The 16,270-nt window shown below is 51.5% G+C and carries 15 protein-coding genes; 7 read left to right on the top strand and 8 right to left on the bottom strand.

Annotation, left to right across the window (positions count from 1 at the left end; all coding sequences use genetic code 11):
* Positions 1 to 41: 41 nt before the first annotated feature.
* Positions 42 to 872 (bottom strand): ExeA family protein, encoded by an 831-nt coding sequence (locus DPO_RS03505; protein WP_040011414.1) that lies wholly within the window; start codon positions 870 to 872, stop codon positions 42 to 44.
* Entirely contained in the window at positions 865 to 2,313 is a 1,449-nt protein-coding gene (locus tag DPO_RS03500) for an IS481 family transposase (RefSeq protein ID WP_006964246.1), read from the bottom strand. The genes DPO_RS03505 and DPO_RS03500 overlap by 8 nt, the downstream gene beginning before the upstream one ends.
* An 896-nt stretch (positions 2,314 to 3,209) precedes the next feature.
* Between DPO_RS03500 and DPO_RS03490 the strand changes: the two genes are divergently transcribed.
* From DPO_RS03490 to DPO_RS03480, 3 genes are all read left to right on the top strand, one after another.
* Positions 3,210 to 3,914, top strand: a complete 705-nt coding sequence (locus tag DPO_RS03490; protein ID WP_006964306.1) for a Crp/Fnr family transcriptional regulator — start codon at positions 3,210 to 3,212, stop codon at positions 3,912 to 3,914.
* A gap of 259 nt (positions 3,915 to 4,173) precedes the next feature.
* Entirely contained in the window at positions 4,174 to 4,368 is a 195-nt protein-coding gene (locus DPO_RS03485) for a hypothetical protein (protein WP_236609883.1), read from the top strand.
* Between the two features lie 202 nt (positions 4,369 to 4,570).
* Entirely contained in the window at positions 4,571 to 5,560 is a 990-nt protein-coding gene (locus tag DPO_RS03480) for an aldo/keto reductase (protein ID WP_006964304.1), read from the top strand.
* Positions 5,561 to 5,648: 88 nt separating this feature from the next.
* Here DPO_RS03480 and DPO_RS03475 read toward each other — a convergent pair whose 3' ends face one another.
* Complete coding sequence (locus DPO_RS03475) at positions 5,649 to 6,332, bottom strand: CvfB family protein (protein ID WP_006964303.1); 684 nt, start codon at positions 6,330 to 6,332, stop codon at positions 5,649 to 5,651.
* 358 nt (positions 6,333 to 6,690) lie between these two features.
* On the opposite strand from DPO_RS03475, the gene DPO_RS03470 reads away from it, so the two are divergent.
* From DPO_RS03470 to DPO_RS03460, 3 genes are read left to right on the top strand one after another with little or no spacing between them, the layout of a single operon-like run.
* Entirely contained in the window at positions 6,691 to 7,677 is a 987-nt protein-coding gene (locus DPO_RS03470) for an ABC transporter substrate-binding protein (protein WP_006964302.1), read from the top strand.
* A gap of 12 nt (positions 7,678 to 7,689) precedes the next feature.
* Positions 7,690 to 8,580 carry an ABC transporter permease gene (locus tag DPO_RS03465; protein ID WP_006964301.1) on the top strand — a complete coding sequence of 297 codons (891 nt, stop codon included), beginning with the start codon at positions 7,690 to 7,692 and terminating at the stop codon, positions 8,578 to 8,580.
* Positions 8,577 to 9,371, top strand: coding sequence for an ABC transporter ATP-binding protein (locus DPO_RS03460; RefSeq protein ID WP_006964300.1), 795 nt, complete (start codon positions 8,577 to 8,579; stop codon positions 9,369 to 9,371). The genes DPO_RS03465 and DPO_RS03460 overlap by 4 nt, the downstream gene beginning before the upstream one ends.
* A gap of 4 nt (positions 9,372 to 9,375) precedes the next feature.
* On the opposite strand, the gene DPO_RS03455 is transcribed toward DPO_RS03460, so the two are convergent.
* Positions 9,376 to 11,277, bottom strand: coding sequence for a SpoIIE family protein phosphatase (locus DPO_RS03455; protein ID WP_006964299.1), 1,902 nt, complete (start codon positions 11,275 to 11,277; stop codon positions 9,376 to 9,378).
* On the bottom strand, positions 11,267 to 12,145 hold the full coding sequence (locus tag DPO_RS03450; RefSeq protein WP_160166883.1) for an ABC transporter substrate-binding protein: 879 nt from the start codon (positions 12,143 to 12,145) through the stop codon (positions 11,267 to 11,269). Before DPO_RS03450 ends, DPO_RS03455 begins: the two co-directional genes overlap by 11 nt.
* Positions 12,146 to 12,510: 365 nt before the next feature.
* On the opposite strand from DPO_RS03450, the gene DPO_RS03445 reads away from it, so the two are divergent.
* Complete coding sequence (locus DPO_RS03445) at positions 12,511 to 13,176, top strand: transglutaminase-like domain-containing protein (protein WP_006964297.1); 666 nt, start codon at positions 12,511 to 12,513, stop codon at positions 13,174 to 13,176.
* Between the two features lie 62 nt (positions 13,177 to 13,238).
* On the opposite strand, the gene DPO_RS03440 is transcribed toward DPO_RS03445, so the two are convergent.
* The 3 genes from DPO_RS03440 to DPO_RS03430 all read right to left on the bottom strand — a co-directional run bounded on the left by DPO_RS03440 (position 13,239) and on the right by DPO_RS03430 (position 16,268).
* The gene (locus DPO_RS03440; RefSeq protein ID WP_006964296.1) at positions 13,239 to 14,312 is read right to left on the bottom strand and encodes a uroporphyrinogen decarboxylase/cobalamine-independent methonine synthase family protein; all 1,074 of its coding nucleotides are present in this window, start codon (positions 14,310 to 14,312) and stop codon (positions 13,239 to 13,241) included.
* A gap of 97 nt (positions 14,313 to 14,409) precedes the next feature.
* Complete coding sequence (locus DPO_RS03435) at positions 14,410 to 15,402, bottom strand: universal stress protein (protein WP_006964295.1); 993 nt, start codon at positions 15,400 to 15,402, stop codon at positions 14,410 to 14,412.
* Between the two features lie 77 nt (positions 15,403 to 15,479).
* Positions 15,480 to 16,268 (bottom strand): DUF2279 domain-containing protein, encoded by a 789-nt coding sequence (locus DPO_RS03430; RefSeq protein WP_006964294.1) that lies wholly within the window; start codon positions 16,266 to 16,268, stop codon positions 15,480 to 15,482.
* Positions 16,269 to 16,270 lie beyond the last annotated feature (2 nt).

The raw sequence follows: 16,270 nt of genomic DNA, 5'->3' as shown, positions 1-16,270 counted from the left end.
TTGTCTTCCTATTATTTTTTGGGTGGTTGTCTGGAAAAAAATCAATTCCGTTTGGGTCTGGATCGGCTGGGTGAAAACAATTGGAAGAATAAGGCCTCATCTATTTTTGGCAGTTCTTTCACTGCGGCAGTATTAAGAAGCTCTGCAGCCATCTGGTTGAGAATCCGCAGATTGTTGGCGGCATGACCGGCCAGAGTCCGTATCAATTCTTCGGACATCAATTGGCTGTTTCCTGCTTGATCCAGTGCAAAATGAAGGTATTCCTGCAACTGATCCGGAGTAAGCGGTTCAAGAACCAATCTAGGGCCGATCCGGCTTCCCAAAGGCAACAGTTCCGGTGAACGAAATCTCTCAGGAAGCCTGTTATCTCCACAAAGTATCGTAAACAAAAGGTTTTGTGAATCAAACTGGTGGCTTTGAAGGATTCTTAATTCTGTCAGGCATTCGTCAGAGACATGCTGGGCCTCATCAATGAGCAGAACCGGTTTAAACAAAGTGCTCTGGCAATGATGTATCCAGCGTTCTCGAAGGGTCTTAAAGCCTCCATACCTGTTGGCAGGTGAAAGCGCTACATTAAACAGTTCTCCAAGCTCCCTGTAAAAATCTCCCAGCCTGCTTTGAGGACGTTGCATAACCCCGACGGCAAGATCAGGGACTTTTTCCAGGCCGTAAGCCATTTTATGCAGGGTCTTGCTTTTGCCCAATCCGGGTTCTCCGGTAATCAAAGCAAAGCCGCCCTGTCGGGCCATGGAACGGATACGAAGCTCAAACGTCTCTGAGCCGGGAAGCATATAAAGAGCCTCCTCAGGAATGTTTGGCAAAAAAGGATTATACTTGAGGCCATACAGGCTTTTAATATCAATGTTATTCAATGGTGTTTTCCTCCTTGGGCAAATAAGCAGGCGGCAGTCCGGTGGCTGCGTGATCGGCCATCCACTTTTTTAGCAGTGCCGGGTATTCAAGTGTATCAACAGGATCTGTCAGGGAGATTTCAGGGGAAATCACCCGGCGTTTTCCTGACGCATTGGCCGTTTTATCCTGGGGTGCCAGCTGTGCAAGGGGGGCATCGGTCCCGGGGTCTACCAGAGTCAACTGACTTCTATCCCAGCCGGGAGCCCGTAAGGCAACCGATTCCATGTGGCCGAACCTGGCAGGCAGTTCATAGCGAATGCCGCCAACAGCGACGGTAGCATCACTGCGCCTGGGTTTCCGAGTCACCCTGCGTGTAAAGGCAAGGCGGAGGCCCTCACTGTCCGGGACATTTCTGGCGACGCTTTTACCGTTAAGAAGGCGGTCTAAAGGGGTTGATTGTATCTCCCGGTTGAATCTGCGATGGTAATCTTGTTCAACCCAGGCTTGGGCTGCCTGATTTAAAAAGGACAGTTTCAAGTCCTTATGTTTGCGTACCAGCTCCAAAAGACGTCCCTCAAGCTGGCCCCAGAAGACTTCCTGCTTACCATTTTGATAGGGGGAGTAAGGCAAAGTGGTTTTGTGATCAATGCCCAGACGGGCAAGACCCTGTGTGGTTTCCTCTGCCAACATTGCCGATCCGTTATCGGTCATCAATGACCTGGGCAGCCCCCGTTTCATAAAAGCCTGGACCAGCCCATGGACCAGACACTCCGCAGTCTCGGCCAGATAAAACTGCAGGTGACAGCAAATACGGGAATGGTCATCAAGGATCGCCAGTACCATGGGCTGAAGCCAGTTCCCGGATGCATCAAGAATGCGAACTTTTGCATGGTGAAAATCAAGATGCCAAAGGCCGTGAAGGAAAGATATTTCAAACCCTCTCACTTCCCGGTTTTCAAGGTGCCTGGCAGCCTGTACTTGCCCGGGCGAAGGCTGGGCCGGTTCACGGGATTTCCACCAACCGTTATCCCGCATGCACCGTAATACAGTCTTGTAGCTGGGCAATTTTCCTAATTCAGGCTTTTCCTGCACCACAACTTTCAGGTTGTCGTAGTGCAATTGCGCAGTCCAGCGGGGATACTTTTGATACTGGGCTTTTAAAGCATCCAGCAGTGCTTGGGGCATGGACCAGCGTATCCCGGCATCGGATCGAGGTTTTCGCCCCAGAACAGCTACCGGATCATCAACCTCTTTGGCTTTATAATACCACCGTTCAATGGTCGATGCACCCAGTGTGAATCTCTGGTCTTCATCAATGGGGTGTTGATAGATTTTTTGTGAAAGCCGTTGAATAGCCTGCTGCAGTTGCCCCTTGGCAGGCGGGCTGGACAACAGTTCACCAATCACTGAGAAACGAAATTGTCCCCAGCGTCGCCAAATAGGCGCTTGCGTGTTGTTCATGGTGTCTCTCCTTTCGATTTTGCTTCCTCCGGACTCCACCATGGAGATAAACGGGGGCAAAACCGTGAGTTGACACCTTGTAACAAATTGATTCTCTCCTGGAATCAGCCCAACTTCTGCGTGATCGGCGATCAACGGAGAAGATCCTCAAATATCCTGGCTTTCAAGGTCCCATAGCAAGAACTTGGAGACACTTGACCATTGCAGCTTCCGGTGGCTGTATCTCCCGATAGTAGCTGGATAACAGGTCATGAATCAGGCGACCCCTTTTCCTTTCCAGAAAATGACCCGAAAGGCGGCGCCAGGCACAGCTGTCTGGAAAAATTTCTAAAAAATAATCCCTCCAGCGATTGACAGTGGATCTCCAAACTCCGCAAATCCCCTTTAGACGTTCCAAGGTTGCATCCGGATTTTTTCCCTGACGAATGGCGGTGAGCAACAAAATCACAGGAGCCCAATACACCCGGCGGTCCCAAAACCTGACCGATGGAGGCATGACGCGCCGGCGGCATCCTTCGCGCCCGCAGCAAAGGCTGTAACGAAGCTCAAAGAGTGTTTCAAGATCTGGAGGGCCGCCACGCGGTTTACGCCAGTAGTTGGCATAGTGCAACGGTCCCCCACAATAGGGCAGCGGCGTTCTTTGGTTTGCCTCGCCAGATCCAAGTCAATTTGATGAAGAAGAGAAAATAATGATTGTTGAGTAAGCACATATAGTGATATCATGGTCCCGCCATTGGTTAATGTGGCAGGAGCCCTCTATCAACGCATCAGCCAAGAAACGTGAGGGGGCTCCTTTCTTTTTCCCTCACTTTTCTGGACCATTTTTGCAATATTTTCCATCATTTTTTGAGTCTGCACTCACATAAAAGAATCATGTCCCGTATGAAAGGATCCCCATGACTTGTTTATGCAAACAAATCGCAGGAAATGACATAGAGCTGTCTCCGACTTGTATCGGCAATCTTTGGATATTTCAGGGCCTTGCCCCTGACGATGTTCAGGCTCTTGCAAAAGAAGCATTGCGGAAAAAAATGAAAAAAGGGGATACCGTATTCATGCAGGGAGATACCGCCAACGAGGTGTTCCTCATAAAGGGGGGCCGCATTAAATTGACCAAGGTGCTGGAAGATGGAACCGAGCTCATGCTGGACCTGAGAAAAGCCGGTGATTTTGTTGGCGAAAATATGTTCTCTGAAGAGGGCGAGTATCCGGTCAGTGCGGTCTGCATGGAAGATACATTGACATGCGGGTTCACCCGGAGCCAGTTTGAAGAACTGGTGCTCAACAATCCCACGGTCGGCCTCCAGGTGATCAAAACCCTCAGTGAAAGGATTTCCTGGCTTACCACCCGGGTGGGTAATCTGGCCGTGACAAATATCGAGGATCGTCTTTACAAGGTCCTTTGCAATGTTGCCAAAGAGCATGGAGAACAAAGGCCCCAGGGAGTGATGATTCAATTTCCACTGACTCACGAGGATCTCAGCTTTTTGATCGGCACACACAGGGTGACGGTTACCCGGGCCATGAAAGCACTCAAGGAAACAGGAAAAATTATTCTTGAAAACAGACGGCTTATCCTGCCATCTCTGGCAATCTCATAATTAAGGAAATTCTTTATGTCACCGCAAGATTAAATATCAGGAAAAAGGGGGACAGAGTCTGCATTTTCTCATCATAAAAAAACTAAAACAAATGGAGGCCAAATTTGAAAGTTGTTGGATTTAACGGCAGTGCCAGAAAAAAAGGGAATACCGCCTGTTCCGGCATAAAGTCGGTGCCGGTGTTGCTGCCGTCAGGCGATCCGGAGGAATCTCCACGGTTGAGACGCTGAATCATTATATCAACTACTCTGAAATGATTATGCCTTCTTCAAACTATTGGAATGTGGCCCATGGCCTTACCCCTGGAGAAATGGAGCAGGATGCCGAGGGTAAACAGATCATGCAGGTTTTAGGCAAAAACATGGCATGGATCATGAAAGTGATCAGATACGCGGAAAAGGAATTTCCGCCGCCGGAAACAGTTGCCAAAACCACGACCAATTTTATCAGATAATTTGGAATCACCCTCCGCATGTTGTTGAAGTCATGGGCGACGCATCCGACCCGGCGACCCACGGATTCAATTTCCGTCATGGGGCGCATTTTGTATTAAAATACAGGTATTCATGCATTTACAATCTTATGCGCCCACAATAAAATAACTTTCGCAGGAATTGGAAAGATATCTTTCTCAAAAGAAAAAAGGAGATTTAAAAATGGAATATTATAAAATTCCGGGAACAGATCTTGAAGTTTCACGTATCGCGCTTGGGACATGGGCAATCGGCGGATGGATGTGGGGTGGAACAGATGAAAATGAGTCCATTGAAACCATCCATGCTGCTTTTGACAAAGGTGTAAATATTATTGATACAGCGCCGGTTTACGGATTCGGCAAATCGGAAGAAATTGTGGGAAAAGCGGTTGCTGCGTTCGGAAACCGTGACAAAATATGCCTTTCCACAAAAGCGACACTTGACTGGACAGAAAACGACAAAATAAAACGAAACGGCTCAAGAGACCGTATAATGAAGGAAGTTGAAGATTCACTTAAAAGACTTAAAACAGATACCATTGATATATATTATGTGCACTGGCCTGATTCTTCCCGTCCTATATCAGAGACAGCAAAAGCGATGCGTGAACTATATGATCAGTCTGTTATAAAGGCGGTCGGTGTCAGCAATTTTACCCAGGATCAGATGGAAGCTTTCCAAAAAGAATGCCCGCTTCATTTGTGTCAGCCGCCATTTAATATTTTTGAGCGTGATATAGAAAAAGATATAAAGCCTTACTGCCAGCAGAAAGATATTACGCTCATGACCTATGGCGCGATATGCCGAGGTCTCTTGTCAGGAAAAATATCAAAGGACACCCACTTTAAAGGCGACGATCTTCGCAATGCCGATCCGAAATTCAAGGAGCCCCGTTTCAGCGGTTATCTTGAAGCCGTTCAAAAACTTGAAGATCTGGCAGGTAAAAGATTCAACAAATCCCTTCTGGCATTCAGCTTAAGATGGATTTTTGAAAAAGGGATTCCTGTCGCCATATGGGGCGGACGCAAACCCTCTCATCTTGAGCCTCTTGATGATATTTTCGGATGGTCTATGGATCTTGCAACGCTTTCAGCGGTTGAAACCATTCTTGCACAAACAGTGAAACAGCCTGTAGGGCCTGAATTCATGGCGCCTCCGACCGGGGTGTAGATATAAATGAATCAGGCGCTTTTTTTCCGCGCAATTTGCAGATTCCGAAAAACCACCATAAAGGGTTTGGGATTGGTATCATATTGATTCATTGTATCAGGCCGATCCCGTTGTCTTTTAATTCGATCAACCTTTTTTTATACAGACTGCCCACAGCTCTTTTGAATTCTTTCTTGCTCATGGAAAACCTTTTGCGGATCTCTTCAGGGGCGCTTTTATCGTGGCAGGGGGTAAATCCCCCGGATTTATTCAACCGGTATAAAATGACTTCCGCTGATTTGGGAACCGATGAATACCCGGGTTTTTTCAGGCTCAGATCAATTTTCCCATCCTCACGGATCCGCATGATATACCCTTTGCACGTATCCCCGATAAATAATTTTTGAAAGGTTTCATTTAAATACAGCATCCCATAGTATCGATTATCAACAACGGCCATGATTCCGATGGGAGTGATGGAGTGAACAATCAAGTCAACCAGCTGCCCGACTTTCAGATCATGGGTGTTTTTATCACAATGGGCGGAAATCCGCGTTGTACCGTACACCTTGTTTGTTCTGTCATCCCGGCAGATTTTGACTAAATATTTTTTTCCGGGTTCCATCCTGTCCTGCTGCTCATTTCTGGGTACCAGCAAATCCTTTTCCAGCCCCCAATCCATAAAGGTTCCAAAAGAGGTAACATCTTTTGCGATTAAAAAAACAAGATCACCCACCCCACCTGCGGGTTTTAACGTGGCTGCCACCTGACGATCTTCAGAATCAGTGTACACAAAAATATCTCCTGGCATTAAGGATTTCTCACTGTGAAAGTTATCCTGTTATTATATCATATAAATTATGTTCTTGATACATGATCCGCGTAAGACCTCAGATTCTTTCAAACATCTTTACAGAAATCTGAAATATTGATACCAAGCAGATGTTTCCGGTTTTGTGTGGCCGGGATGGAAATGAAAAAACAACTTTATGATGCAGAGCAGTGGGCTTCAGTGAATGGGGATTTGTGCCTTGCTTTTTTGAGGCGCCTGTATAAAATAGGCACCCAGTATCTGTGATAAAAATTTTGAGCGTCGGATGACCGGAAAAACGCCGGTCTGTGTAATTATTTTTTAAAAAGGGACGAATGCCATGAAAAAATTGATAAGTGTGATCGTTGCAGGCCTTGTCATGGGGCTGGTTGCGTTTTCCCAGGCCCAGGCCAAAGAGGATGTGTTGATCGGGATTTCCAAGATTGTGGCCCATCCGGCTCTGGACGCTCTGGAGCAGGGGGTCCAGGACGGGGTGAAAGAACGGTTTCCCCAGGCCCGGTTTGATCTCCAGAATGCCAACGGTGAGATGTCCACGGCCGCATCCATTGCCCAGAAATTCAAAGCGGAAAATGTGGACCTTGCCGTGGGCATTGCTACGCCTACGGCCCAGGCCCTGGTGAACACCATCAAGGACCGGCCCGTGCTTTTTTGTGCCGTGACCGATCCGGAAGGGGCCGGGCTGGTGGCATCGGTTGAAAAAGGGGAAAAAGGCGTGACCGGCACTTCGGACATGACCCCGGTGAAGGAACAGATCCTGCTGCTCAACCAGATCAAGCCGTTGAAAAAACTGGGCCATGTGTACTCCTCCAGCGAGGCCAATGCCGTGGCTTTGGCTGAGATTGCCAGGCAGGTGTGCAAGGATCTGGACATTGAATTTGTGGAAACCACGGTGACCAATTCCGCAGAGGTCAAACAGGCGGTTCAGACCATTGCATCCCGGGTGGACGGCATCTATCTGAGCAACGACAACACCATTTTTTCCGCCCTGTCTGCTGTGACCCAGGTGGCCATGCGCCACAACATCCCAATCATGTCTGCAGATCCCAGTTCCGCTGAGACCAACGATGTCCTGGCGGCCTGGGGATTTGACTATTACAAGATGGGCCGGGTCACGGGCCGGCTGGCCGCAGATATCCTGGAGGGGGCTGATCCGGTGGACATTCCCACGGTATACATGACGGAACCCGGGGACGTGGACCTGCTGATCAATCTGGATGTGGCACAGAAACTGGGACTGACCATCCCCAAAGAGATTCTGGATACAGCCAACAAAGTGATCGAAAACGGTCAGCTCACCGTCCGCTAGCAGGCGATCTGAATGATTGAAGGTATTTTTGTCGAAGGCCTGATTTACGCCATCATGGCCCTGGGGGTGTTTTTTACTTTCCGGATTCTGGATTTTCCCGACCTGACCGTGGACGGATCGTTTCCCATGGGAGCCGTGATCATGGCCACCAGTCTTCATGCCGGGGTGAATCCCTTGTCCGGGCTGGTTCTGGCGTTTTGCGGCGGGGTCAGTGCCGGGTTTGTCACGGCAGCCATTCATAACAAGCTCAAGGTGCCCCATCTGCTGGCAGGCATTCTCACCATGACCATGCTTTATTCCGTGAACATCCGCATTTTGTCCAACCGGGCCAACCTGCCCCTGCTCCGGGTGGACACCATCCTTACCCGGGTCCAGAGCGCGTGTGAGGGAATTTTTTCACCGGAGATCGCTTCGCTGATCTTTTTCATCCTGGTGGTGCTGGGGTTGAAACTGGCCCTGGATCTGTTTTTTCTCACGGACTTAGGCCTGGTGTTCGGGGCCCTGGGCAACAACGAACAGATGGTCCGGGTCCAGGGCGTGAATCCGGCCACGCTCAAGCTCATCGGCGTGGGGCTTTCCAATGGGCTGGTGGCGTTGTCCGGCGCGTTTGCCGCCCAGTACCAGGGGTTTGCCGACGTCAACCTGGGCCAGGGCATTGTGGTGTCGGGCCTGGCCTCGGTCATGCTCGGAGAGTTTCTCATCAAATCCAACCGGATCTGGGCGTTGACCCTCCGGGTAGTGCTGGGGGCGATCCTGTTCAAGGCCATTATGTACCTGGGCCGCTATTACGGCTATTACATCAATATGACCCCCAACGACCTGAAGCTGATCACGGGGTTGCTGATCATCATTTCCCTGGCGATTTCCAATTATAAACGTCTCCGGGCAAAGGGGAATGCATGATTCAACTGGATGCGATTACCAAGACCTTTAATCCCGGCACCCCGGGAGAGAAAACCGTGATCCGGAACCTGTCTCTGGCCGTGGAATCCGGGGATTTCATCACCATTATCGGCAGCAACGGGGCCGGTAAAACCACGCTGTTCAACCTGATCTCCGGGGCTGTGTTTCCCAGTGCCGGCGAGATCCGGATCAAGGGCCGGAAAGTGACATTTGAGCCGGAATACCGCCGGGCCATGCACATCGGCCGGATTTTTCAGGATCCTCTGGCCGGCACGGCCTCCAACATGACCATTGAAGACAATATGACGATCACGGCAAAAAAAGGATTCCGGTGGCCCAAAATCAGCCTGAACCGGGCCATGCGCCAAAAATTCGCAGACCAGGTCAAAACCCTGGACATGGGGCTGGAGACCCGCATGAAGGTGAATGTCTCCTCGTTGTCAGGTGGCCAGCGCCAGGCGCTGACGCTGTTGATGACGGTTTTGTCCGGCCCGGATATCCTGCTTCTGGATGAACACACCGCAGCCCTGGACCCCAGCAATGCCGCCATGGTCATGGAACAGACCCAGCGGGTCATCCGGGAACGGTCTTTGACCACGCTCATGGTCACCCATAACATGAACCATGCCATTGCATTTGGCAACCGCCTGATCATGATGGATGCCGGCGAGATTATCGTGGATGTCAAGGGTGCGGAAAAGCAGGACCTCACCCGGGAGGGTCTGATTCAGATGTTTGCAGACACCCGGAAAAAAGCGTTTGAAAATGATGAGGTGCTGCTGTCCACCTGATTGATTACCCCCTTCGAAATGCCAGCATGGTGATATCATCGGACTGTTCGGCGCCACGGGTGTAATCTGCCAGAGCCCTGCGCATGGCTTCCACCATGCCGTTACAATCAAGGTCCCGGTATTTTTCAATCTGTTCCAGTGTCCAGGCATCGCCGGACAATGCGTTTTCCGGATTCATGGCTTCGGTCACCCCGTCCGTATAGATGAATATCGCGTCCCCCGGCGCAAATAACAACTCGCCCTCATCAAAAGTGAAATCCGGCATGCCGCCCACCACCACCCCTTTGACGGTCGGCGGTGCCATGGCCGGTTTGCCGGCATGCAGCAGAAAAGGCGGGTTGTGCCCGCCGTTGGCGTAGACACAATGTCCCGTGGTCAGGTTGATCCGGGCGCAAAACAGGGTCACGAACATGCAGGAGTCATTGTCCCGGACCAGCTCCCGGTTCAGCCGCGTCATGGTGGCTGCAGGACTGTGTTCCTCCTGCCAGATCGAGCGCAGGAACGTGCGGGTGACAGCCATGAACAGAGCGGCCGGCACGCCTTTGCCGGAAACATCTCCCACAACCAGACAGAGTTCATCTTCATCGATCATGTAAAAATCGTAAAAATCACCGCCGATCTCCCGGGCCGGTTCGAGAATCGCGTAAATCTCCATGTCGTTCCGGTTGGGAAACGGCGGGAAAGTGTGCGGAACCAGGCTCATCTGGATATCTCTGGCAATCTGTATTTCACTTTCAATCCGCTCCTTGGCTGCGGTTGTTTGTGCCAGATCGATCATGTAGCGTTTGAGATCATTGCGCATGGATTCAAACGCATTGGCCAGCCCCGCCACCTCATCTTTACCGGTGACAACCGGTAAAGAGACGTCAAGATTCCCCGTGGCCAGGGTGCGGGCGCCGGCTTCCAGCTGTTGCAATGGGCGGGATATGGAGCGGGCAATCAGTAACGACATCACCAGCAGCAGAACAAACCCGGCTGCGCCGAAAAACAGGGTATTGCGGCTGAAATCAAATACCACCCCCAGCAATTCTTTTTCAGGAAACACCAGCCCCACGGACCATCCCGTGCTGGGCACAGGGGAAAAAGCCAGCCAGGCCGGTCTTGTATCCGTTAATCCGTCAAAGAACACAAACCCTGTTTCACCTTGGATCATCCGTTGACCGATTTTGCGCAGATTTTTGGAGCCCCGCGCCTCGGCCAGACTGAAAATACTTTCATTCATGATCAATTCCCCGGCCGGATGAGAAATAATCACCCCCGTGGCGGACACGAGAAACGCATACCCGGAGCGGCCCACGGGTAACTGTGCCAGCATTTCCTGCAACCATTCCAAAGAGACATCACTTGTAATCACACCGGCGAATTCATCCTCAGCATCCCATACCGGCGCCGCACGGGTTACCATGAGGACATTGCCCCCGCCTTCATCAAAGTACGGCTCCGTCCATATCGTGCGAGTCAGGTCCCGGGGCAGGGCAAACCAGTCCCACACATCATACTGGTACCCTTCCGCATTTAAATCACCGCGCAAAAGCGTTTGGGCCGGGGGTACATCGCACCATACATAGGGGGCCTTGCCTTTGGGCCAGGGCGCAATGGCCGCGCCGAATATTTCCGGATTGTCTCTCACCAGTTTTTCAAGCAGATCGTACTGTTGTGCGACCGTATGTTTGTTTTCCGTCAACATGAAGGCAGCCGATTGCACCACCTTTTCCACGGCATACCCTGTCACCTCAATGCGGAAGGCCGTGGCCCGGGCCAGATGATTGGATTTTTCCTGCAGTTCCTCCAGCAGGAGACCCCGGGCGGAAATATAATTATAACCGATCACCGCCCCCAGGATGCCGCCGGCACCGATAATGATCATCAGAGCCATGCGCGGTGCGATGCGTATTTTACGGAACATGGACAAACTCCTCGAAAGACGGGGCATCCGTGATCATTTTATGCGCCATCAACAGATCAACGGACCGGGAATAATCATCTTTGGAGAGGCGGCCAACCGTCCAGTCGCCGACGTACTCGGGAAAGATCGAGGAAAGCACGACGGTTAGCATCCAGCGCATGTGCGGACGATTGGCGGGCACTTTGGCTCCCCGGGCGTATTGCATCACAATATCAAGGGTTTCTTCCGGATGGGCCGCAGCATATTCCCAGCCTTCAAGCGAGGCTGCGGCCATGGCCCGGCAGGCGGCCGGACGGCTTTCAAGGGTTTTTTGCAAACAATAGATGCCATCTTCCGGAAAAGGCGTATCAATGGATGCCAGGGAAAAAACCATCAATTCCTCCATGTCGATGCCGGCCTGAAACATCATGTGATATTCGTTGTAGTACATGGCCGTGCATGCATCCACGCCACGCTGTAAAAACAAATTGATGGAATAATTCTGCTGGATGATCTGCGGCTGGATGTCATGGGCCTGGAAAAAAGCCATAAACGGCGGACGGAACTGTCCCTTCCACACCCCCACACGACGTCCGTCCAGATCATGAACGTTGGTAATTCCACTGTCTTTCCAGACGATCAGAACCATGTTTGAACGATTGACAATCTGGGCGATATTGCGGACCGCAATCCCGTTTGCCGCATCCGTCAAGGCCGAAGCCAGCCAGCGGGTGGCAAAATCCGCGCGGCCGTCACGCAGGTACTCGCCCTGATCCCGGTCCGGGCCGCCGCGCAGGATGGTCACATCCAGGCCATGGTCCGCATAGATGCCTTTTTCCAGTGCCATGTAATACCCGGCAAACTGGGCCTGGTGCGTCCATTGCAGCATCAGCGTGACCGGCACCCTTGCTGAGGTATCTAAAGAAACGTTTTCTGCCGCATGAGCCTTCGGCAGGATAAAAATCATTGCCGCGGCAACACAGCAACACAAAGCCCTGGTAATAGTCATTGTCTCAAAAACCGCCCTGACGCTAATGTTTAATCCCATAATGCCGATCCCGGTAGCACGGATCAATATAGATAGTTAACAGACTGAATGTAAAAATCAAGCATATTATTTAACCATAACCGCAGGTGCCTCCCCCACACGGCGGATCAGCCGAAGCAAAAAACGGACATTGATTTTTTCCGGTTTCCTGGGGTATACACAAAAGGGTGTTCAAAAGATATCAATCCCCCGGGAAAGGAGTGCCCATGTCCGCCAGTCTGTCCGCCACCTATTTTATCGACAAGGATCATCCGGATATCATTGCGTTTTCAAAAAAACATGCCGGAACCGGTACCACCGACAAAGAAAGGGCCGTCAGCCTGTATTATGCGGTGCGGGATTTGATCCGGTACAACCCTTACAGCATTGAACCGGTGAAAGACAGCATCAAAGCCAGTGCTGTTCTGGCGAAAAAAGAAGGGTATTGCGTGGCCAAGGCCGTGCTGCTGGCCGCCTGTCTTCGAAGTCAGAAGATTCCGGCCCGGCTGGGGTTTGCCGATGTGAAAAACCATTTGAACACGGAGCGGCTCAAGGCGTTGATGCAAACGGATCTGTTCGTGTGGCACGGGTTTGCGGAAATCTATCTGGAAGGCAGATGGGTCAAGGCCACCCCGGCATTTAATTTAAGCCTGTGCGAAGCGTTCAATGTCAAGCCTCTGGAATTTGACGGGACCCGTGATTCTATTTTTCATCCCTTTGACAACTTAGGCAACCGGCACATGGAATATGTGACCGATCACGGCAGTTTTGATGATTTGCCCTGGGACCGGGCCCTGGCCGCCATGAAACAGGCCTATCCCAAGTATTTTGAGACCTATGAACGCAAAGCCGGAGATTTCAACGCAGAGGCGGCCCGGGAAAATAAGGGGTGAGCTTCGAGAGTCAGGTGCCGGGTATCAGGTATGGAAAAATACCTGATACCCGGGGATGAGCGCTATGCGTTTTGCCGGGCCCGGATTTTTTCAGACACGGCTTTGGTCAGTTCCAGCACCCTTGTGGCCGATGCCGGGTCCAAAGAGCCGGTGCCGCAGCTGGGGGTCACAAAAGACTGGGCGATGATCTTCTCTTCGGGGATTCCAAGGGCAGCGACCTGCCGGATCTGGCCGGCCAGTTTTTCAGTCAATCCGTCACTGGTCTGTTGAGCGATCAGATCGGCATCTCCTGTGGGCACAATGCCCCATGCCAGGATGCCGCCTTTGCCCAGAAACTTTTTGATGGCCTGGGGATATAAAATAAAATTGTCAAAATAGGAAAACGCATCAAAAGAGATGATGTCGATGGTACTGTCCAGCAGCAGGTCCCATTCCGTGTTGGCGCACACATGAACCCCGGTCAGGCCGTTTTCCGCATGGATCTCCTGGGCGATCTCATCGATGCAGCCCTGGACATCGGCCCGGGTGATGGTGATGTAGGCAGAGGTGCCGAACCCGGCCAGAGCCGGCTCATCCAGAAAAACAATGGGGGTGGCGCCTCGTCTGGCAAACTCTTTTGCCTGCCATCTGGCATTCATGGCCAGGCGTTTCACGGCCGCATCCCGCAGCTGGTCATTGTAGAAAATATCCCGCTCCGCTTCATCTTTGACCGCCGTACAAAAGGTGACAGGGCCGGTAACCTGGCCTTTGAGCGCTTCAAACCGGCCGGGATCTTTGTCCACCCGTTCCAGGAAATGGAAAAATCCTTTGCCGGTCAGAGGGGTAAAAGCGAATCGGGATGCCTGAAAATCCGCGTCCGGTTCTGACAAAATGAGATAGTCTTCAAAAAACTGGATAAATTCTTCGTCAAACTGCGGGGTCTTTGTGTCGATAAACCAGGTATCCTCTTTTTCCGCTACGCCCGGAAGCCCGTACATGAATTGACGGACCATTCCTTCTTCCTTGAATTTGGGCAGCTGGACCCACAGAGGCACCTCCGGGGTGTGGGCAAACACCAGATCCAGGGCGTTGGCATGATCGTCCAGCGGCAGGCTGCCGATGAGAAGGGGAAGTCCGTTGGGGGTAAAACTAGGCATGATATAACTCCTTTAGATATACATATATGTTCATTTGTTGTTATGTTTTCAATACAGATATATCATGCCTGTCGTCAAAATAACATGTTTTTTTTATTCAGGTGTCGGTATCGGTCTGCCGGACCGCCAGAACCGGGCAGCCTGACCGGCTGATCACCCGCTCCGTGGTGGATCCCACCAGGAATTTTTCCAGCAGGCTGTGGCCCCTGACCCCTAAAACGATTAAGTCCACCTGGTTTTTTTCGGCAAATGTCAGCAGTTCCTGGTACGGTTCTCCTTCCAGTACAGCTGTCACAGGTGTGCACCAGTGACGACTTTCTTCAGGCACCATCCGGGCCAGCTGCCGTTCCAGTCTTTCCCGCAGCGCATCATGTCGCTGTGCATCCGGATCATTGGCCTGCCGGGTGAGCCCTAAGTAATCGGACCGGTTCCAGCCCAGATAATCCCCTTCCTGAACCTTGATATAGTCGGCACTGGAAAATTCCACATGTTCCGTGGGCCGGACCACATGGGCCAAAAACAGCTGGGTTTCAAACTCCTGGGCCAGGCTCAGGCCGTACTGAAACGCCAGACTGGAATCCGGGGAAAAATCGCATCCCACCAGAATCCGGTTCAACAGTTTTTTCCGATCCCCGGGCAGGACGCCCGGCTCTGCCTTGCCGTGGAGTACCAGCACGGGGCAGGACAGGGTTTTCACCAGCCGGTCCGTGACCGATCCCACCAGAAACCGTTTCACGCCCGATCCGCCGTGGGTGGCAGCCACCACCATGTCCACGCCGGTCTCTTCGGCGATCCGGGTCAGTTCATCTGCCGGATGCCCCGTGGTGACCATGGTGTCACAGTCCATGTCCAGGGTTTTGCCAATGTCTTCCAGCCGGGATGCCGCATCCTGCCGCCGTTCCGCCTCTATTTTTTCAGACGCGATATAGGCCTGTCCGGCAGAGGACATCAGCACCATGTCAGACACCACATGACACAGAGTGAGATGTGCCTCAAATTCTTTGGCCAATGCCTGCCCATAGGACAGGGTCAGATTGGTGAATTCACTGAAATCAACCGCGCACATGATTTTTTTGGGTATGATTCTCATGACAGCCTCCTTGGTCAATATGGGAATTATAAAAAAGAGTATACCGTTTTTTTTTCACTCGGCAAAGGGAATATGTGTTACAGCGATTTGTCCAGTTCAATATAGGAATAAGGCACCTGGATGAACCGGGTCAGGGTGGACAGCCTGTTCAGGGAAAAGCCGTTTAGTATCCGGGAAAGGTTCACACCGATACCGGCATAAAGCGTCCGCTCCGGGGTGCCATGGGATGAAAATCCCCGGGCGTAATATCCCAGGTGCAGTTCCAGGTATTTGAACAGCGGATGGGTGACCTGCTCAAAACCGTCCAGCTTGAGGGCCACCAGAAATTTCTGGCGTTCATAGTCGGTGAACACATCGGCCGTATCAAAGCGGGGCCGGTACTCGATTCTGAAATCGATTTTTTTGTCCAGTTCCGGCCGGGAACCGATAAAATAGGCAGCCGTACATCCTAAGGCATTCATGGTAAAATCCTCATAGGAAAACCCGTAATCTGAAAAAGAATCTCCCAATTCCATTCCGTTCATCATGGCAAAAGCGGACAAAGCCCCCAGTTTAAGGCCCTGGCGCGGGGAATATCCCCAGTTTTCATAAGTGTGTCCCAGAAAATGGGACAGGGCATAGCTGGTATAAAAATGCCCCAGTTTGTCCGCACCCCCCTCTTTGGTATTGCCGGCAAACCAGCCTTCTTTTTTTGCGGACGGGGCGGTTGAAAAATAATCCCAGTTGGCAATCCCCCACCCGGTGATCACGGCCAGGCCGGCGGCATTGGCATACACTACCTTTTTCTCTTTAGGGATCTGTTGCCAGTCGAATCCGGATGCAGTGACTGGAAAGACAAACAGACAGAGGATGACCAGATATCGCATAC

This window comes from Desulfotignum phosphitoxidans DSM 13687 (genome assembly GCF_000350545.1).
Taxonomy (GTDB): domain Bacteria; phylum Desulfobacterota; class Desulfobacteria; order Desulfobacterales; family Desulfobacteraceae; genus Desulfotignum; species Desulfotignum phosphitoxidans.
The sequence above is the reverse complement of the archived record's forward strand: the minus strand, read 5'-3'. Positions and strand labels throughout refer to the sequence as shown.